This window comes from Synechococcus sp. UW105 (assembly GCF_900473935.1).
GTDB lineage: Bacteria > Cyanobacteriota > Cyanobacteriia > PCC-6307 > Cyanobiaceae > Synechococcus_C.
This window is the reverse complement of the sequence record NZ_UCNN01000027.1, coordinates 130,098-147,060: the sequence shown is the minus strand read 5'-3', so window position 1 is coordinate 147,060 and position 16,963 is coordinate 130,098. Positions and strand designations below refer to the sequence as shown.

Below are 16,963 nucleotides of genomic sequence, written 5' to 3'. Positions count from 1 at the left end.
ACGATCCATGGCTGCAGACCCCCTCACTTCCGCCGTTAGTGACCGCATCTGCCGGCACATGAATGATGATCACAAAGAAGCTGTTCTGCAGTATGCCCAGCATTACGGCGGAATGATCGACGCCAAGTCCGCCTCGATGACGGCAGTGCATCCAGAGGCGATGGAACTGAACGTGGATGGCAAAGCCGTCGAGATTCGCTTTGATCACCAGCTCACTGACAGTGATGATGCCCACCGCACCCTGGTTGCGATGCTGAAGGCCATGCCCAGGAGCGACTGAAGACTGCAGACAGGGGGGAACGCTTCCGCAAGCTGTGAATCGATCGATGTGGTCTTCACTCTGCGGAGGGATCCAGGATCTGCTGATCCAACAGGCCTGCGCCATCTGTATGCAACCACTCGCCAGCCTCACCAATGCAGAAGAGCCGTGCCCAAAGTGTCGGCAGTGCCTAGGCCTTGCAGACATCCCCCTTCAAGGGCTGGATCCGCTGCCGTGGTTAGCAGCAGCCCGCTATGAGGGCCGATTCCGCCAGATCCTGTTCAAGCTAAGGCGAAGCCAAGAGCCAAGATTGCTGGCATCCCTGATCGGCGCTCTCAACCAAACCCTGCCAACCGATGCTGTTTTGGTTCCCATTCCAAGCTGGAAACGGGCGAGCCTGGCCAACCCGATCGCCAACTTGATGGTGAAGGCTTTAGGTCGGGAGCATCGGCCTCTACTGGAGCGGTGCCGAGCCGCTGTCGGCCAGCACCATCTGAATCGGAAGCAGCGCTGGCAGAACCAAAGGGATGGCTTCTATTGCGATCGCGAAAACAGCATTGAAGTACGTCAGTCCCGCAAGGGGGTGTGGATCGTCGATGACATTCTCACCACTGGAGCAACCGCCTATGCGGCTTACCTGACGCTCCAGCAATCCAACATCAATGTCCAGGGTGTCGCCTGTCTGGCACGTACGCCTAAAGCAGTCAGGCACTCGCGCCTGCCGGCTGCACAGACCGGCTGTGATCTACAATTCATAAGTCGCGAAGGCGACGGGCCGGGATAGCTCAGTTGGTAGAGCAGGCGACTGAAAATCGCCGTGTCCCCAGTTCAAATCTGGGTCCTGGCATTGAGACGCAAACAGGTGAAGGCCCACACTATGGACAGGGTTTTTAATAACGCCGACAGTTTTGCTATGGCCTTTGATGATGCATGGAAGGCATCAAACAGAAAACCATCCGAGCAAGATCTCAGCGTAGACGAAAGAGTTAAGGCCATCTTCACTGACTACATCAGCGATCATCCCTTCCTCCTATCTGAACCGGAGCAAGCAAAAAAAGTGGCAGATTTCCGAATCAGACTGCTTGATCTGGGCTGACGTTCACGATCAGGCCGACAGAAGATCGATCTGAGGGTCATCAACGTAGATCGTCTCAGGCTCCTGGAACTCGATCAACTGATCAGCCGCATCGTCCGAAGCCTGGTCAGATTGAATGACATCGGGAGCAGCGGGAGCGATCTCGGCCTGATCCACTTGAAGGATTTCGCGGAGGTCGGTCAAGCGCCCTCCAACAACATCAAGCAGCTCATGCAAATCGCCGCTTTCTGTTGCGACAGAGACTTGCTGAACGGATTCTTCAAGCATCTGGCAGCGTCGTTCAACGTCAAGAATCCGAAGCGTCAACGATTCAGCAATATGCGTAATTTCATGAAGCTGGCGACAGACATGCTGCAGCAAACAAGCCTCGGTCACGTTTGCCTTCAAGTCCATTTCTCACGACAGCGAAGTAGGCGAATCGTATCGATCCTCACCCCCCTGTCCAGCGCCAAAGGATTAGCTGCGACCATGGTCGTCAAGAATGCCTCGCGCACCAAAGCACCTCCGCAAGGATGCAGCCGAAACAGCATCAGCAGCATCACCTTATGGACACAGGCAAGGACAAGCTGAACAGGGCTCTCCGCCATGGATCAATCACTCACCCGCCTGACCCAAGGCCTCAGAGCGAGCTTCAGCAACAAACGCCAGGCTTTTGAATCCCCCTCTCTGTACGGGAACATCCTCGTGCGCCTTCACCCCCTCACCCACTGGCGTCCAGGCTCTCTTCTTTTGGAGCAGGCCGATGCCATTTCTGCCGCCGATCCCTATCGCGTGCGGGCGCCGAGAGCTGACATCGCCCCAAAACGCGGGCTGATCATCCACAACCATTCCAGCAAAGAAGCCCAGAGGTTCTGGGCAGACATGGATCACCAGCAACGACGCAAACCGATCCAAGAGGATGACTTAAACCGACTGGAAGGCTGCACATACATGATCAAAGAAACACCAACAAGCTGTCGAATCGATCGCGGCCACGATCGAATCATGCATGAACACCTTTGGGGAGCAATTACAGAACCATTCCGCTTTGAGAAGACACAAGATTTCTTTTCTGAAACACCAAAAGCCTGGATCAACAAACTGAATGAAGCCCAGACACACATGCCAACCGCCCCAACCCTCCAATGACAGACCTCAACTCCCTCCTTCAATCAGCCGACAAGAATGGCGAAGTCATTCACACAATCAATGGCTCAAGGTTTCGCATTGACCTAAAGCCTGACGACATCAGGCTCTGGTACGAAACCCTTGAATCTCTATCAACACCTTGCAACCTCCTACTGGCCTGCCAACACGGCGGTGGCAACCTTAAAGATACCTGCCTCACGTGGGTGGTTGGGTCTGCAATTCGCCCCTTTCAGATTGAATCTCCCGAAGAAGTTGCACCCCTTCTACACAGCCTTGGCATTGAACTCAATTTGGCCAGATCGCTACCAGATCACTGCCCAGGCCTAGCATCTGAGACAACATGGGCATTTTATCTGGACCGACATGGTCAACTCAGCGCATCACCAGTGCTGAACCGTTCAGCCCGTAACAGCTAAAGCGCTAGCCATGCAAAGCAAGGAGATCCAAAAACTCTGCGAACAAGCTCAGGTCTGTGGCCTCCAACACAATCACCACATCCCCGAGGAACTACGGAAGCGCATCAACATTGCAGACACAAGCAAACAGCAGCTCTGCCCAGACGATGTGAATCAAATCTGCCGCTGGTCAGGCACAGACCCAAGCGCCATTGCTGCTCTCCAGGAGGCAGCAGAGCATTTGGTTAACCAAACAAAAACGCAATTGATTAAAAACCATCCGGAACTGATTCTCCCGGGTGGGGGCCTGCACCCCGAGCAACGTGCCGAAGCATGCTGGAGAGATTGCTGGAATTTTCTACGTGTGTGCATCTATGCAGTCGCATCTTCTTGCCCGCACTGCACTGACGATGAGGGCATGAAAGCCGTACGCGCGCTTTACGCATTCATGGCCGTGCCGATGGACGGCATGAACCTGGCTCTAGAAACCCTTGAGGAACTCTGCAAGACACGACTCGATGCAACGTCAAACCGCAAAGAAGCAGAGTGCGCCCAGCAAGCCTTTCAGCACATGAGAGAGCAACTCAATCAAACTTCAATGAACAGCTGCTAAGGATGCGAGCGGCCACCTGCTTGCAGGGGTGAGGATGCAACCCAAGTATTTTTACCCAGCAAGACTCAGATGTCTCTGCCACTGCTGACCTACCCACTTGAGGCTCAGAACTCCCGCGTCAGCAACCTGGCTGGAGACAGCAGCACGGTCAAAGCTCAGCCGCAAGGTTCGGCCAGCTCATCCGGCGAAAACCTGAGAACAACGATTGACTGCCAAATTGAACGCGCGTATCAGCAAGTGTTCTTCCATGCAATGCGCAGTGACAGAGATCCGAATCTCGAATCACAGCTGCGCAATGGAACCATCACCATGCGCGATTTCATTCGTGGACTTCTCCTGTCTGAACGCTTCCAACAGGGGTACTACCAATGCAGCTCCAATTACAGAATGGTCGATCAGGTGGTGGGACGCGTGCTCGGTCGCCCGGTCCATGGAGACGCTGAGCGACGTGCATGGTCAATCGTGATCGGACACAAAGGATTTACACGCTTTGTCGACGAGCTTCTCGATAGTGAGGAATATATGAATTCGTTCGGATACGACTTAGTTCCGTCACAGCGTTCTCGTGTTTTACCCGGGCAAGCAACTGGTGAACTTCCGATTTACCAATCGTTTCCGCGTTATGGCGCTGATTGGCGTGATTCGCTCCAGAATCGTGCGCCGAGTGAGGCTGCGAATCTCATCGCACAGTTAAAGGTTTCAGAGGCTTGGGCCAATGGTCAACCGCCTGCATGGGCCCTCAAAGCTTGGCTGGCCTTTGCAATCGTGGGAGGATTCGAACTTGTACGAGTGTTCTTGACCATCACAGTCTCAATGCTTAGCAACTGAGAAAGAGATTTGAATTGCTATTCACCAAGAAGCCAAAAGAGTGACTTCTGCGTCTCAATCGAGGTCAATCAATAGACAACTTATAAAAGACTTGGCCATTTCCTCCCGATTCAGAGCCGCTTTCGGGAGGAAGACAAAGCTGATCAACAGATCGGCCAAGGCAATCCAAGAAGGCTACAGATCAAGCTGTAGGCTCACCAAAAACTGCGCAAGCAGTCAACAAGAGGCGCGGCAAGGCAGGCAAATGCAAAGCAACGTTCAAGAAGCTTGCGGAAATTGGACAATCCATGTATATGACCAGGGCAGGCACTTTAGCAATCTTGCGGAAAACTTTTTGTTGCAAGCGCATGAAGGCCTGGATTCGGCTTAGGCCAATCGTTTTAAGCTAACTGATACAAATCATTTTTTAGAGATCAGCAATGGTTGCCATCAAGCCGACCCGCGATTTCACAAGCCTCAATCGAGTTTCATACGCCGTCAAAAATTCAGCAAAGCTCAAACAAGGCAAGGCAATCAACGTTTACAGAGAGGAAATCGACCAGGGCGTGCTCCTGACTCGCGTCGGCGAGCCATCCACCAGCATTCATCAATACAAAGAGAATCTCTGCAACGCCATGGGCCTTGGCATCGGCCCAAGGGTTCACAGCGAGTGTCCCTTTAGTAGCACTGCTGATCAATTCGCAGCGACAGGAAGCGATGCCCTAAAGGCAACGATCTCTGCTGCTTACAAGCAAGTTCTTGGCAACTTAGGGCCCATGGGCAGCCAGCGTTGCAGCGAACTCGAGTCCCAGCTCTCAAACGGAGACATCAGCGTCCGTGATTTTGTTGCCGGCCTGGCCAAGTCTGACCTCTACAAGCAAAATTACTTTTTCAAGGTTTCCCCCATCCGTGGCGTTGAACTGAACTACAAGCACCTTTTGGGGCGTCCTCCTCTTAACCAAGCGGAGGTCAGTGCAGCAATCAGCCTGATTGCAGAGCAGGGATTTGATGCTCTCGTTGAGAAGATCACACACTCAGGTGAATATCTCGAGGTGTTCGGCACACAGACAGTTCCCTATCAGCGGGCTTGGACATCTGAAGCAGGCAAGTACTGCTCAACCTTCGTCAACCTGGCTCGGATTTCGCCAGCTAATGCAGCCTCAGACACCATCATCGAAGGGCGTAGCCAGCTCGTGATGGAATTCACCAATGCTCGCAGCATTAGCGGTGCAGGCAAGGGCTATGACGTCAGCGGATTCGTCTACTCCAAAGCAACCAGCGATCCAACATCCGAAGCATTCCGCAGGATGTACCAATCCAAAAATTGCAAATCCTGGGCCTGAGCCAACGTCAAGCTCGAACCAAGCACCAACGTTATGGGTCTAGTGCAACACTAGGCCTTTCAATCAGTTCCTTCAAAGCACCGGACCCTTATGGTTTCGGTGCTTTTTCATCCCCATTCCACTAGCCATTGGCCTAGACAACAAGCGCAGCGACTCGCTCTTGCTCTGGCTGTTGCGCTTGCATCATTGAGCCCAAAAGCTGTACGGACTCACAACTCAAGCCGGCATTAAGCATCGACCTAAAGCATGAATGACAAGTATTGCCATTGACGACCCTGTCATTGACGACAAACAAGCCAATCATCAGCGGGATGTGAGTCTCGCTCCTAAAACTCAGACATCTGTTTCTAAATGAATGAGAGCCAAAGACTGACCATCCCGCCGAGCATCAAGCACAACTTTCCAAGCAAGCTGCGTATGCAGCAAACACAGCGTAGAAGCAGAACGCCAAGGAGGCCTAGAGCGAGTCTTGTGTTTGAGAGCCAGGCTTTATTATTGAGATGATTTGATCGTGAGAGCCTGAAGCGCGAATGTCACGTCCTGCATCCTTGAATCTTTGGGAATGGTCAGCGCCGGAGGATGCACGAGCCAATGACACGCAACAAAGCCCCCTCGATGCGCGAGGGGCTAACTGGAATGGTGAGGATTTAGGCCCATCTGATTTACGTGAAGCCCAACTCTGCCGTTGCGATATCCGCGGTGCCAATCTCAGTCAATGCCAACTGGAAGGTGCAGATCTTCGACTCGCCCTTTACGACAGTCACACCGTCGTGCCTGAAGGATTTGAGCTGCGAACAAGCGGTGCAGTCGGACCAGGAGCGAAGCTCAATGGTGCGTTCCTCAACAACAGCGATTTAAGGGGCATGGATCTTCGCGGAGCAGTGCTGCTGGGCTCTTATTTGAGCGGAGCAGATCTCAGTGGGGCCATTCTTGACGGGGTGTCCTTGGCGGGATCGGATCTTCGCTCAGCCAACTTGCGGGGTGCGATGTGTCGTGGCACCCGTTTCGGTACTTGCGAAATGCAGATGACGGACATGAGAGGCGCCGATCTAGAGAACGCGGCCTTGGACACGGTCGAATCGATCAAAGGAGCTGACTTCTCGCTCTGTTCCGGCCTGGAGAAAGCTCAGATTGAAGCCCTGCTGGCCAGAGCTGTGGAGGAATTGGACTGCTGGAATCCCCATACCAGGGCAACGACCCGTTCCAGCCTTGAATCGCTGCTCCCCTCCTCAGCAAGCTTGAGCACTTGAGGGGAAGCACTGGCAGGCGCTCGGCTAAAGCAGGAAAGGCACCAATAGCCGAAGAACTGTCATGCCACGCAACATTCGGACATACTTGATTGAGGTTTATAAAGAACAAGACCGCTCACGGCGCTTCTGAAGGACTATTAACAAGCGAAAACGCGAGAACCTACATGCCCTTCGGTCCTGCCTCGCTTTTGGGGGTCGAGCGCTTCTCGGACGAGAGTGAGGCTCCCCTTGAACTTCTTCCCGGTGACGAAGATGCCAAGAAGGAGCAAATCATCCGTGCCGTCTACAAGCAGGTGCTTGGCAACGCCTACGTGATGGAGAGCGAGCGTCAGCTCATTCCCGAATCCCAGTTCAAGCTGGGCGAGATCAGTGTGCGGGAACTGGTTCGTCGCATCGCCAAGAGCGAGCTCTACCGCAGCCGCTTCTTCGATACCTGTGCGCGCTACCGCTATATCGAACTCACCTTCCGCCATCTGATGGGTCGGGCACCGGAAGACTTCGAGGAGATGCGCGAGCACGCTGAACTCCTCGACAGCAAGGGATATGACGCTGATATCGATAGCTTCCTCGATTCAGCCGATTACCAAAACGCCTATGGGGAGTGGACTGTTCCCTTTCAACGCGGCTGGAAGACCGAATGCTGCACCACACTCCAAGAGTTCACCTGGAGCTTCCAACTGCTGCGCGGAAACAGCAGCAGCAGCTTGAAGGGTGATCTCGCAGGCAAGAGAAGCAAACTCGGTGGTGCCGCCTATCAGAACCTCCCTCTTCCCGTGATTCCGCCATCCTCTGGCGAAACCACTGGTTGGAGCTTCCGACCCTCCCGAAATCTGCAGGACGCACCCACGCGACTGGGTGTTGGTGCGGGTGAGGAAGGCGTGACCTACCGCGTGGAAGTAACTGGATACAGCGCCAATGATCTGCGTCGCATCTCGCGCTACACCCGTTCCAACAGGGTGTTCTATGTGCCGTTCGACAAGCTCTCAGAGCAATTCAAACGGATCCACCGCGAAGGCGGAAAAATCGCAAGCATTACACCGGTGACCTGATCCATTCAGGAACAAGCACTCGAAATCAACACTCCCCAACTCCCCCTCAACCTGAACCATGGCCACCAATCAAGTCTCAACCGGATTCGGCGCTGAAACCAAGTGGAGCAGCCCAGTCAGCTTCAAGCACAAGACGAAGTCCGCACAGAAAGCGGCCCTAACCAACGGTGAATTCCTCAAGCAGTCGTGTGATCAGATGAGCATCGGGGTCGGTCCCCGCAGCCATGAAGACTGCCCCCATCGCGTCACTTTTGAGTGCTATAGCCCCTCCGATGCATCAGCGCTGAATGATGTCATCGCTGCCGCCTACCGCCAGGTGTTCGGCAACGCCCATGTGATGGATTTCGAGCGTTCTAATGAGCTGGAAGCACAGCTATGCAACGGAGAACTCGATGTTCGTAACTTCATCCGTGGCCTAGCCAAATCAAGCTTTTACAAGAGTCGGTTTTTTGCCGCCGTGGCCCCACAGCGCGGTATCGAGCTGAACCTCAAACATCTTTTGGGCCGTGCTCCTCATTCTCAAGCCGAAATCGGTGCAAAAATTGCCCTGCAGGCAGAGCACGGACACGATGCACTGATTGACAGCATCATCGATTCTGCCGAATACCTCGAAGTGTTTGGCAGCGATGTTGTTCCTTATGCTCGCGCCTGGAATTCTCCCGCTGACCTCTCAACAGCAGCATTCCCAATGCTGGCGGCTCTTCAGAAGAGCTTCGCAGGCAGCGACAGTGCTCGAGGCGGCAGCAGTGCGCTCACCAGCAGCATGGGCAGCGGCATGGCACCCCGCATTAGCCTGACCTCTCAAGCTATTGGCATTCGCCCAAGCGCAAGCTTCGCGAAAGGTCGGATCGCCAGCAAAGATCCAGGCGTCACGAGCGGTAAGGATTCCGCTCCGATGCGTGGTGATTCCTACGTGTTCTTTGGTCTTGGCCAGAGAGAACAGGAAACGTACCAGCGCTGCCCCGGCGATAGCACCGATCAACTGAACGCTCTCATCCGTGCTTCATACAAGCAAGTGATGGGCAACCCTCATCTGATGGAGTTCGAACGGGCAATTTCAGCTGAAAGTAAATTCATTGACGGCTACTTGAGCACACGCGAATTCGTGCGTGCTATCGGTCTTTCGGCCGAATACAAGCGCCGTTTCTTTGAAACCAACGCTCCTTACCGTTTCATTGAGCTGAACTTCAAGCACTTCTTGGGTAGGGCTCCTAAATCACAAGCCGAGATCAGCGAACACACCCGTATCCTCGCCGAAGGTGGTTACGACGCTGAAATCAGCAGCTACGTGGATTGCGAGGAGTACCAAAGCACCTTTGGGGAAGATACAGTCCCCTTCGCTCGCATCCTTTCTGAAAACGGCCGTTCACAGGTTGCCTTCAACCGCCATCTCAAACTGGCAGAAGGGTATGCAGCCAGCGACACCGTACAGACCAGTTCAGCCCTGGTGACCTCGGTGGCAACGAAAACAGTGCCTGGTGGCTGGAGCTCAACGACCACCCGGATCAATCGCACAGGCACCCAATCTGGCTCTCCTGATCCCACCACAAAGCGGTTCCGGATTGTTGTTTCTGCTCAGTCAGCACGCACGCGCCAACGCACAGCAGGGAGCACCTACTTGGTGTCCGGCAAGGACATGTCCAGCCAGATGAAGTACATCCATGCTCGCGGCGGCAAGATCGTCTCCATCACTGAAGTGATGTAAGACAAAGCAGTCGCTTTGAACAATAGGAGTCTTGATTGATCAAGGCTCCACCGACACTTCTCCCTATTCCCAGACCAATGACGGAAACCACAACCCTTGCAGCGCCAGCGAATACTGACCTCGGCCACGCTGAAGAGGTCATCCAAAGCGTCTACAAACAGGTGTTTGGCAACCGTCATCTGATGGAGCTGGATGTGAATCCATCTCTTGAAGCATTATTCATCAACGGTGATCTGACTGTTCAAGGTTTTGTTACTGCACTTGCCCAGTCTGAAACTTACAAAAAGCTGTTCTTAGAAAGCAACAGCCCTTACAGGTTCGTCGAACTCAATTTCAAGCACCTCTTAGGGCGCTCACCTCATGATCAAGCTGAATTGATGGAGCATGTCAGGCGATTCAATGATGAAGGCTACGAAGCTGAAATTGAAAGCTACACATACAGCGAAGAGTATCTCTCCTCATTTGGTGTTGACCAAGTTCCATACAACCGCTCCAAACAGACCGTAACCGGTGGCAGAACGATCAATTTCACACGATCCACTGCTCTGGATGCTGGATTTGCTGGATTTGATGGAGCAGAGCGGAGTTCAAAACTACTGAACAGCCTCACCACAGGCGATGTTCCAAACATCGTCAATCGCAAGGGTGTGGGCAATGGCAATACGCTCGCGATCACTTGGAGCTCTGGCAGGCAGATCGGAGCCAACCGTCGTGCTGTCCAACGATCTGTGGTGAGCCAAAGCTCAATGTCTGCCACGATTCAAAGCATTCTGGCTCAGAAAGGCAAAATCCTCTCTATTGCGAAGACTTAAGCCTTTGCGTGATGGCCACCACCTCTATCGTTAGTCCTGTCATGATTGGACTTGGCAAAAGCCAACCCTGACAGGGCAAGTATATATACCCACTAGCTCAGCCTCAAAATCCTCAAATCATGCCAATTCTCCGGAATACAACCAGCACACAGTCGAATCAAACAGAAGAGTTCCAAACTTCTGTCTCCTCTGTGCCCATGGCCATGTCCATGATGGTTGACTCGATGGTGAGCATGATGAAGAACAACCTTGAGCCCACCCAAACCAACACGATTAATCCGCTAACTCACAACGATGAATATTGAGCAATTTGTTGCTCAAAGTGCAGGCGAATGGCGATCGATGCGCTCTGGCCATTCTCTCGCATTTCAACAATTCGAAGATGTTCTCAGCGAAGTTTCAATCGAAGCCATAAGTCCCAAAAGCGAGGCAATTGCAGAGTTAATAGACAAATCAAATTTATCATCTGATTCAAAATTTCAATCTCCATTCAAAATGGAATGGAGTGCTGAAAGCGATTGGGAACCCGATGATCCAAACGAAGTATCGAGCGGATCATGCATTATCATTCCGATTCCAAAAGATAGTAAATCAGGCTGGCTACTAAGAAGCTTAGGCTATGCAGAATCAGTCCCTGCAGAATCAAGCTATGAGTTCCTTGATGACGGAACATTCATCCTGAATACAAAGTACGATCAGTCAATGGCAGAGGAGAGAATCTGGTTTGTATCCGAAAACGTACGGTGTCGATCATCCGTCTTGAGAACCTCAGAGGGATCTGGCATCTTACAAACTTCATTCGCGTCTGAGGTTAGAAGAATCAAGGCCTAATCATCCAATTACACAACCACATGAATCAAGACGATATCCTTAGGTTCACCAAAACACTTGCCGGCATCTACGATAATTTCACGCAGGCACAAGAGAATCCCAAAGACTTTGCCCGTATCCATATTGTCTTCAGGCCATTACCGTGGTCAATCTTCCAGGGTCCTGGATTTTATTCAGAACAATATTACGATTACGCTCCGTGGGATCCATACCGACAAGGCATTCATCGTCTTAGGGTCGAAAACGAAAGATACGTGATGGAGAATTTTGGCTTTACCAACAAAGAAAGGCTGGCAGGAGCAGGACGAACTCCAGAACTACTTGAAGCAATCGACACCAAAAACCTAGAACCCCGCTGTGGTTGCTCGATGCATTTCATTGAAAGCAAACCAGGACATTATATTGGCAATGTCGAACCCGGGAAAAAATGCCTCGTCCCGAGAGATGGAAACCTTACCTACCTAGTCAGCGAAGTTGAGGTCGATCAAGACACGTGGATTAGTCGCGATCGTGGTTTTGACCCCCAAACAGATGAACCAAAATGGGGTTCAGAGCATGGCCCACTTCGCTTTGCCAGAGTTCAAACAATATCAGAACTAATTACACCTGATTGGACAAAGATAAGTCAGTAATGCATGGAAAATAGCAAAAAACAAATCAAGGCCTGGATTCGATCTCAACACCTAATATGCGAAGGAACTGATTTTGTTTTTGAGACAGTCGATCAAACACAGCTTGAAAAATTTGAACAGTGTGTTGAAGCAATTGGTGGACGAGTGAGGACTGTGAAAGCAGTGGGGAATTGGCCCATGGGTCCTAACAGGTCATTTAAAATCCTAAGAGCGATCGCCAGTGTACCCAGGCCTGGGGGAGAAGAACTCGTCACATACTGGGCAAAAAAAGGAAGCAATCAGACACGATACTCAGACATCAACACCTGATTCAGTCGTCAAACCAACCCAACCATGTTGGCTTTGAAAAATCAGTGTGCTTGCTCCATTTTCGCAGAATTGCAAGTGAATCAACTGAAAAGCCCCTCGCCTGGGCAATGGATATAATTTCATCTTGGTTCAATGCCGCCTTGATCTCATCCCTTAAAGACGGATCCGAACGAGCTTGAGTAATAAAATCCTCAAGAATCTGATCCTGCTGAGCATCAGACATGGCTATTAAAAGTCAGGTTGACAACAATGCAGGGCTCAAGACCGACCGTCTCCAGCGCCTTCCATCAGCATAGCTCTCCAGCAAGACAGTTGACGAAAAGCCCACGACCAGTGGTAAGGATCGGCCTGACGCACAGACTCTTGAACAGCGCTTTGCTGACTCAAGAAATCCTGGTCATACAAATTAGACCAATCCGAGGGAGTGAAATCAAAGCCCTGACTTTGCCCATAAGCAATAATTTGTTCATGCGTGGCAAGCCCCTTAAGACCTGTAGCCAGCTCATGGGAGCGGACGACTTCATCAATAAAGCGATGTAACTCCTTAGCAGACATCAGCAACTCTCGATCCAAACCGCAAAATTTGCTTTTTTGCAGATCATTTGCAGAACCAAAGGACCACCGGGGCAGCGAAGTAGGCGCCAGGGTATCTCCTGGTTCGTCACGCCAGAATTCACAAGGATTTTAGGGGGCAGAGTCGCCTGATCCAAGGGGATCACAGCAGCACCTGTCAGAGTAGAGTCAACCGATTGAACGAGGTGACGAAGAGAATCAATCTCTTCGACTTGGTTGAACTGGTCCTGAAGTGCGGACTGAGAAGCGATTGCATCGACAAAACGGTGCAAGGCTTGTTCCGCTTCAGCAGAGACAGGCATAATACGCAAGTATCTGTACAGAAGATTACCAGATACAAGCTGCACCCATTCAAAGCTGGCACTGTTACAAAGAGGTGCAAGCTGGAGGTGCTAATTTTCGAAGAATGAAGCCACGTCGGTCATGTCTGAAAGATTCGATATTTTATTTGAGGGGCTTCCAGAAGAGAAAGCGCTGGAATTACTGAGAACCAACCCCGAAGAGCTATCCAATCCAGTCGAGAAATACACAGCAGCAACAAGGCTGGCTGCCTGTCGTAGCGATCGATCACTAGAGGGTTTGATCGAAGCCATTGAGCTAGATCCTGAAAATCTGTTTAACCGGATCACGAGGCGAAAGGTTCTTGAAGCGCTAGGAAGACGACGAGATCCAAGAGCTTTGCCAGCACTTTTTACAGCTCTAGGGTTTGACGACGAAGCATCGGTGATCAACGCCGTGGATTCGATAGCACAAATTGGAGCCCCTCTTAGCAACCATCAAAGTGAGCAGCTCCTTTCTGCACTCAATGGCAGCGACAACCAGAAGCGTTCCGTAATTCAAACCCACGCTCGTCTTGGCATCGCCTCCGGAGAACAAGCGATTGCGGCCCTAGAACGGGATGACAACCCGCTTGTTGCCGGCGCAGCTCGGGCTTATGCAGCCAAGGTGCATGGCCAATTCGACCGACTCGCCCCCCTGATCCCACAGCTGACCGATTCGATTGCCGGTCGACGGCGGGCCGCTGTGATCGACCTTGGCGATGCCGGTGACGTCAGCGTGCTGCCCCATCTCGTGACGTGCCCGGTGTCGATGCCGTTGCGGGCGAAAAGTGCGTTTCAACTCGTCGATCCCCAAAAGAGTGGAACGGTGCCGATCGCTCATAGCGACCTCATCATTCAACTCCTGCAAGACGACCCTTCAATGCTTTCACTCCAGCACGACTGGATTTGCAGCGAAGAGATCGCGGAAATCGAAAAAAACCTGCAGCACAGGGATGAAGGTAAACAATACGGGGGAGCATTAAGCGTGATAAAAATGCCGAAGGGGCAACAACTCGATACAATTGATCACATCCATTCGCGCTTCTGGAGTGATTACGGAGTCAACTATCTGCTGACGGCAGTTGTTGGACTTCAGGGCCTACAAGAACGTAGTGATCTTGTCCGCACCGCCCTGGCTGAGACGCTGCCGCAGTACGCCAAGTCACGCGTAGCAGCAGCTTGGTCCTGCCTGAGGCTAGGGCTGAAAGACCAGGTAGAGCCGCTTATGCAGATTCAGCAGACGACAAGCTGGCTGCCTCTCAAATGGAGCTGCGAGCAAGTCCTGAAAGGGTTGTGATGAATTCTGCAACCGCAGCAGACTGCTGTGCTGCCAGAGCCGAGGCAATTCCTGTTCCGTTTTTTTTAATATTCTGACTCTGACTCGGGTTTGCAAACTTGTGTGTCTTCAAATTCGGGTTCCCGGTTCGGAGACTGAGAGCAGGGTTACTGTCATTCGTGATGCGGATTTGCATCCCCCTCTAACTTTCAAACACCCATGCTCGACGCATTCTCCAGGAAGGCCATCTCGGCCGATTCCAGCGGTGCTTTCATCGGCGGAGGCGAGCTGGCCTCTCTGAAGTCCTTCATCGCTGATGGCAACAAGCGCCTCGACGCTGTGAACGCCATCTCTGGCAACGCTGCTTGCATCGTCTCTGACGCTGTTGCCGGCATCTGCTGCGAGAACACTGGCCTGACCGCTCCTAACGGTGGTGTGTACACCAACCGCAAGATGGCTGCTTGCCTGCGCGATGGCGAGATCGTCCTCCGCTATGTGAGCTACGCCCTGCTCGCCGGTGACGCTTCCGTGCTTCAGGACCGCTGCCTGAACGGTCTTCGCGAGACCTATGCCGCTCTGGGCGTTCCTACCGGTTCTGCTTCCCGCGCCGTGGCCATCATGAAGGCCGCCGCCGGTGCTCTGATCACCAACACCAACAGCCAGCCCAAGAAAGCTGCTGTGACCCAGGGTGACTGCTCCAGCCTGTCCGGCGAAGCTGGTAGCTACTTCGACATGGTGATCAGCGCCATCAGCTGAACCAAGTCTGTTTAAACGTCCAACACCCTAACTAGCTTCCTAAATCATGAAGTCCGTCATCACCACCGTTGTCGGCGCAGCCGACAGCGCTTCCCGTTTCCCCTCCGCCTCCGACATGGAGTCGGTGCAGGGTTCAATCCAACGCGCTGCTGCTCGTCTCGAAGCTGCTGAAAAGCTTGCTTCTAACTACGACGGCATCGCTCAGCGCGCTGTTGACGCTGTGTACGCTCAGTACCCCAACGGCGCCACCGGCCGTCAGCCCCGCAAGTGCGCCACCGAAGGCAAAGAGAAGTGCAAGCGTGACTTCGTTCACTACCTGCGTCTGATCAACTACTGCCTGGTTACCGGCGGCACCGGCCCTCTGGACGAGCTGGCCATCAATGGTCAGAAGGAAGTCTACAAGGCTCTCAGCATCGACGCTGGCACCTACGTTGCTGGTTTCTCCAACATGCGTAACGACGGTTGCTCACCTCGTGACATGAGCCCCCAGGCTCTGACCGCTTACAACACCCTGCTGGACTATGTGATCAACTCACTGGGCTGATTCTTCAGCTTAGATGTTTATCACTTCAGCAATGTGACCGGGGTGGGCAATACTGCCCACCCCTTTTTTTTACCGTCGAGGCGCACCTTATTTAGGCAACCCAAACGCCTGGTTGGCTAGGTTTTCGCGCAAGACACACATTGCCGACATAGAGGCGTTAACCAAACGCCCGGAATATAACAATTCCAACAAGTGAACAATTAGCCTATTGGCTTTAACACATAGAATATGCGTTGACAGCAAAAAATCCACAGAAACATTTTTCTGCTTCAACCATTTGTCTATGGCTTAACTCTTGATCTGCAAACACAACAGCATGAGTCAGGAGTGAGTCGGGACAAAAAGCAAAACTCAACCCAATTCTCATCATGCTCGGCACTGAAACCAGCCTGAAAGCCCTCACGTCAGCCACAAGAACAGGGCCCGCTTCCTTCTCCACAGCGAGCAAAGCCGGCAAAAACACCGCTCCTCGCACCGTTGCAGGCGCTATTGCTGATTACAAGCGTCAGCATTGTGCCGCGATGGGTATTGGTATTGGGCCAAGACTCCACGCCGAGTGCCCCTTCGCAGTCACCTTTGATCAGTACAGCCCAGAGAACAGCGCAGCACTCGAGCGCGTGATTGCGGCTGCTTATCGTCAGGTGCTGGGCAACCTGCCACCCACAGAGAACCAGCGCGAAACATCGCTGGAAGTTCGTCTGATGAATGGCGAAATCACTGTTCGTGATTTCGTGAACGGACTGGCGAAGTCTGACTTCTACAAAGCCAACTTCTTCCATGCTGTGGGCGCACAGCGCGGAATTGAGCTGAACTTCAAGCATCTGCTTGGCCGTGCTCCACTGAATCAGGCAGAAGTTCAAGCCAACATCAAGCTGCAAGCCGAAGAGGGCTTCGATGCACTGGTTGATAGCTTGACTGACTCTGCGGAATACACAGAGGTGTTTGGCTCAGACATCGTCCCTTACGACCGCAGTCAGGATTCCTACGCAGGTATGTTCACGCGTACCTTCAACCTGATGCGTGAGCTGGGTGGCGCGAAGGTTGCCATCAGTGACAACGCACAGGGTCGCAACAGCCGTACGGTCAACCCCTTGGCCACCGCGGCTCGCGCAAGTGCAAAACCAATGCCGTTCACTTATACCGCAGTGACGCGCATTCCGGTGAAACTGCCTGAGCAGCAGTACGCCGGCCACCAGACACCGAAGATGACTGATTACGTCGCCTTCCGTCCCTTCGGAGTTCACTTCTGATCTAACGGAAGTTCA

Annotated in this window: 22 protein-coding genes and 1 tRNA gene; 19 read left to right on the top strand and 4 right to left on the bottom strand. The window is 52.7% G+C overall.

Annotated features, from left to right (window positions below):
- The first annotated feature begins 7 nt into the window (after positions 1–7).
- The 4 genes from DXY16_RS11840 (at position 8) to DXY16_RS11825 (ending at position 1,355) form a co-directional block, all read left to right on the top strand.
- Positions 8–280 (top strand): DUF2470 domain-containing protein, encoded by a 273-nt coding sequence (locus tag DXY16_RS11840; RefSeq protein ID WP_115121363.1) that lies wholly within the window; start codon positions 8–10, stop codon positions 278–280.
- A gap of 46 nt (positions 281–326) precedes the next feature.
- The gene (locus tag DXY16_RS11835; RefSeq protein ID WP_115121362.1) at positions 327–1,043 is read left to right on the top strand and encodes a ComF family protein; all 717 of its coding nucleotides are present in this window, start codon (positions 327–329) and stop codon (positions 1,041–1,043) included.
- Positions 1,034–1,106: transfer RNA gene (locus tag DXY16_RS11830), tRNA-Phe, on the top strand. Before DXY16_RS11835 ends, DXY16_RS11830 begins: the two co-directional genes overlap by 10 nt.
- A gap of 15 nt (positions 1,107–1,121) precedes the next feature.
- Positions 1,122–1,355, top strand: coding sequence for a hypothetical protein (locus DXY16_RS11825; protein ID WP_371410912.1), 234 nt, complete (start codon positions 1,122–1,124; stop codon positions 1,353–1,355).
- A 9-nt stretch (positions 1,356–1,364) separates the two neighbouring features.
- Here the strand turns inward: DXY16_RS11825 and DXY16_RS11820 are convergent, their stop codons facing one another.
- Positions 1,365–1,661: a hypothetical protein gene (locus tag DXY16_RS11820; protein WP_136989039.1), complete on the bottom strand. Its 297-nt coding sequence runs from the start codon at positions 1,659–1,661 to the stop codon at positions 1,365–1,367.
- A 279-nt stretch (positions 1,662–1,940) separates the two neighbouring features.
- On the opposite strand from DXY16_RS11820, the gene DXY16_RS11810 reads away from it, so the two are divergent.
- The 11 genes from DXY16_RS11810 to DXY16_RS15205 all read left to right on the top strand — a co-directional run bounded on the left by DXY16_RS11810 (position 1,941) and on the right by DXY16_RS15205 (position 12,229).
- A complete protein-coding gene (locus tag DXY16_RS11810; RefSeq protein ID WP_115121361.1) occupies positions 1,941–2,483 on the top strand; it encodes a CpcT/CpeT family chromophore lyase in 543 nt (180 codons plus the stop codon).
- Between the two features lie 426 nt (positions 2,484–2,909).
- Complete coding sequence (locus tag DXY16_RS11800) at positions 2,910–3,491, top strand: phycobilisome polypeptide (RefSeq protein ID WP_115121360.1); 582 nt, start codon at positions 2,910–2,912, stop codon at positions 3,489–3,491.
- Positions 3,492–3,560: 69 nt separating this feature from the next.
- Positions 3,561–4,319 carry a phycobilisome rod-core linker polypeptide gene (locus DXY16_RS11795; protein ID WP_115121359.1) on the top strand — a complete coding sequence of 253 codons (759 nt, stop codon included), beginning with the start codon at positions 3,561–3,563 and terminating at the stop codon, positions 4,317–4,319.
- 419 nt (positions 4,320–4,738) lie between these two features.
- Positions 4,739–5,641 carry a phycobilisome rod-core linker polypeptide gene (locus DXY16_RS11790; protein ID WP_115121358.1) on the top strand — a complete coding sequence of 301 codons (903 nt, stop codon included), beginning with the start codon at positions 4,739–4,741 and terminating at the stop codon, positions 5,639–5,641.
- Positions 5,642–6,171: 530 nt separating this feature from the next.
- On the top strand, positions 6,172–6,891 hold the full coding sequence (locus tag DXY16_RS11785; RefSeq protein WP_115016416.1) for a pentapeptide repeat-containing protein: 720 nt from the start codon (positions 6,172–6,174) through the stop codon (positions 6,889–6,891).
- 164 nt (positions 6,892–7,055) lie between these two features.
- On the top strand, positions 7,056–7,940 hold the full coding sequence (locus tag DXY16_RS11780) for a phycobilisome linker polypeptide (protein ID WP_115121357.1): 885 nt from the start codon (positions 7,056–7,058) through the stop codon (positions 7,938–7,940).
- Positions 7,941–7,998: 58 nt separating this feature from the next.
- A complete protein-coding gene (locus DXY16_RS11775; protein WP_115121356.1) occupies positions 7,999–9,645 on the top strand; it encodes a phycobilisome rod-core linker polypeptide in 1,647 nt (548 codons plus the stop codon).
- A 77-nt stretch (positions 9,646–9,722) separates the two neighbouring features.
- Complete coding sequence (locus DXY16_RS11770) at positions 9,723–10,457, top strand: phycobilisome rod-core linker polypeptide (RefSeq protein ID WP_115121355.1); 735 nt, start codon at positions 9,723–9,725, stop codon at positions 10,455–10,457.
- Between the two features lie 294 nt (positions 10,458–10,751).
- Positions 10,752–11,288: a phycobiliprotein lyase gene (locus tag DXY16_RS11765; RefSeq protein WP_115016426.1), complete on the top strand. Its 537-nt coding sequence runs from the start codon at positions 10,752–10,754 to the stop codon at positions 11,286–11,288.
- Between the two features lie 20 nt (positions 11,289–11,308).
- Positions 11,309–11,920 carry a chromophore lyase CpcT/CpeT gene (locus DXY16_RS11760; protein ID WP_115121354.1) on the top strand — a complete coding sequence of 204 codons (612 nt, stop codon included), beginning with the start codon at positions 11,309–11,311 and terminating at the stop codon, positions 11,918–11,920.
- A 3-nt stretch (positions 11,921–11,923) separates the two neighbouring features.
- On the top strand, positions 11,924–12,229 hold the full coding sequence (locus tag DXY16_RS15205) for a CpeR family transcriptional regulator (protein WP_115121353.1): 306 nt from the start codon (positions 11,924–11,926) through the stop codon (positions 12,227–12,229).
- Position 12,230: 1 nt separating this feature from the next.
- Here the strand turns inward: DXY16_RS15205 and DXY16_RS11750 are convergent, their stop codons facing one another.
- Genes DXY16_RS11750 through DXY16_RS11740 form a run of 3 tightly spaced genes read right to left on the bottom strand, consistent with a single transcriptional unit; the run spans position 12,231 to position 13,104 of the window.
- On the bottom strand, positions 12,231–12,452 hold the full coding sequence (locus DXY16_RS11750; RefSeq protein ID WP_115121352.1) for a Nif11-like leader peptide family natural product precursor: 222 nt from the start codon (positions 12,450–12,452) through the stop codon (positions 12,231–12,233).
- 35 nt (positions 12,453–12,487) lie between these two features.
- Complete coding sequence (locus DXY16_RS11745; RefSeq protein ID WP_244281672.1) at positions 12,488–12,784, bottom strand: Nif11-like leader peptide family natural product precursor; 297 nt, start codon at positions 12,782–12,784, stop codon at positions 12,488–12,490.
- Positions 12,784–13,104, bottom strand: coding sequence for a hypothetical protein (locus DXY16_RS11740; protein ID WP_115121350.1), 321 nt, complete (start codon positions 13,102–13,104; stop codon positions 12,784–12,786). The genes DXY16_RS11745 and DXY16_RS11740 overlap by 1 nt, the downstream gene beginning before the upstream one ends.
- A 121-nt stretch (positions 13,105–13,225) precedes the next feature.
- Here DXY16_RS11740 and DXY16_RS11735 point away from each other — a divergent pair, with 121 nt between their 5' ends.
- The 4 genes from DXY16_RS11735 (at position 13,226) to DXY16_RS11720 (ending at position 16,948) form a co-directional block, all read left to right on the top strand.
- Positions 13,226–14,419, top strand: coding sequence for a HEAT repeat domain-containing protein (locus tag DXY16_RS11735; protein ID WP_115121349.1), 1,194 nt, complete (start codon positions 13,226–13,228; stop codon positions 14,417–14,419).
- 198 nt (positions 14,420–14,617) lie between these two features.
- Positions 14,618–15,154: a bleomycin hydrolase gene (locus DXY16_RS11730; RefSeq protein WP_115016439.1), complete on the top strand. Its 537-nt coding sequence runs from the start codon at positions 14,618–14,620 to the stop codon at positions 15,152–15,154.
- Positions 15,155–15,200: 46 nt separating this feature from the next.
- A complete protein-coding gene (gene mpeA / locus DXY16_RS11725) occupies positions 15,201–15,698 on the top strand; it encodes a class 2 C-phycoerythrin subunit alpha (protein ID WP_115121348.1) in 498 nt (165 codons plus the stop codon).
- Between the two features lie 368 nt (positions 15,699–16,066).
- Positions 16,067–16,948 carry a phycobilisome rod-core linker polypeptide gene (locus tag DXY16_RS11720; protein ID WP_115121347.1) on the top strand — a complete coding sequence of 294 codons (882 nt, stop codon included), beginning with the start codon at positions 16,067–16,069 and terminating at the stop codon, positions 16,946–16,948.
- Positions 16,949–16,963 lie beyond the last annotated feature (15 nt).

Bases quoted from the DNA above. Each gene is read 5' to 3' on its own strand.
- DXY16_RS11810 (WP_115121361.1), top strand. From the start codon at position 1,941: ATGGATCAATCACTCACCCGCCTGACCCAAGGCCTCAGAGCGAGCTTC.
- DXY16_RS11765 (WP_115016426.1), top strand. From the start codon at position 10,752: ATGAATATTGAGCAATTTGTTGCTCAAAGTGCAGGCGAATGGCGATCG.
- DXY16_RS11835 (WP_115121362.1), top strand. From the start codon at position 327: ATGTGGTCTTCACTCTGCGGAGGGATCCAGGATCTGCTGATCCAACAG.
- DXY16_RS11840 (WP_115121363.1), top strand. From the start codon at position 8: ATGGCTGCAGACCCCCTCACTTCCGCCGTTAGTGACCGCATCTGCCGG.
- DXY16_RS11770 (WP_115121355.1), top strand. From the start codon at position 9,723: ATGACGGAAACCACAACCCTTGCAGCGCCAGCGAATACTGACCTCGGC.
- DXY16_RS11735 (WP_115121349.1), top strand. From the start codon at position 13,226: ATGTCTGAAAGATTCGATATTTTATTTGAGGGGCTTCCAGAAGAGAAA.
- DXY16_RS11720 (WP_115121347.1), top strand. From the start codon at position 16,067: ATGCTCGGCACTGAAACCAGCCTGAAAGCCCTCACGTCAGCCACAAGA.
- DXY16_RS11745 (WP_244281672.1), bottom strand. From the start codon at position 12,784: ATGTCTGCTAAGGAGTTACATCGCTTTATTGATGAAGTCGTCCGCTCC.
- DXY16_RS11800 (WP_115121360.1), top strand. From the start codon at position 2,910: ATGCAAAGCAAGGAGATCCAAAAACTCTGCGAACAAGCTCAGGTCTGT.
- DXY16_RS11780 (WP_115121357.1), top strand. From the start codon at position 7,056: ATGCCCTTCGGTCCTGCCTCGCTTTTGGGGGTCGAGCGCTTCTCGGAC.
- DXY16_RS11740 (WP_115121350.1), bottom strand. From the start codon at position 13,104: ATGCCTGTCTCTGCTGAAGCGGAACAAGCCTTGCACCGTTTTGTCGAT.
- DXY16_RS11730 (WP_115016439.1), top strand. From the start codon at position 14,618: ATGCTCGACGCATTCTCCAGGAAGGCCATCTCGGCCGATTCCAGCGGT.
- DXY16_RS15205 (WP_115121353.1), top strand. From the start codon at position 11,924: ATGGAAAATAGCAAAAAACAAATCAAGGCCTGGATTCGATCTCAACAC.
- DXY16_RS11775 (WP_115121356.1), top strand. From the start codon at position 7,999: ATGGCCACCAATCAAGTCTCAACCGGATTCGGCGCTGAAACCAAGTGG.
- DXY16_RS11785 (WP_115016416.1), top strand. From the start codon at position 6,172: ATGTCACGTCCTGCATCCTTGAATCTTTGGGAATGGTCAGCGCCGGAG.
- DXY16_RS11795 (WP_115121359.1), top strand. From the start codon at position 3,561: ATGTCTCTGCCACTGCTGACCTACCCACTTGAGGCTCAGAACTCCCGC.
- DXY16_RS11750 (WP_115121352.1), bottom strand. From the start codon at position 12,452: ATGTCTGATGCTCAGCAGGATCAGATTCTTGAGGATTTTATTACTCAA.
- mpeA (WP_115121348.1), top strand. From the start codon at position 15,201: ATGAAGTCCGTCATCACCACCGTTGTCGGCGCAGCCGACAGCGCTTCC.
- DXY16_RS11760 (WP_115121354.1), top strand. From the start codon at position 11,309: ATGAATCAAGACGATATCCTTAGGTTCACCAAAACACTTGCCGGCATC.
- DXY16_RS11790 (WP_115121358.1), top strand. From the start codon at position 4,739: ATGGTTGCCATCAAGCCGACCCGCGATTTCACAAGCCTCAATCGAGTT.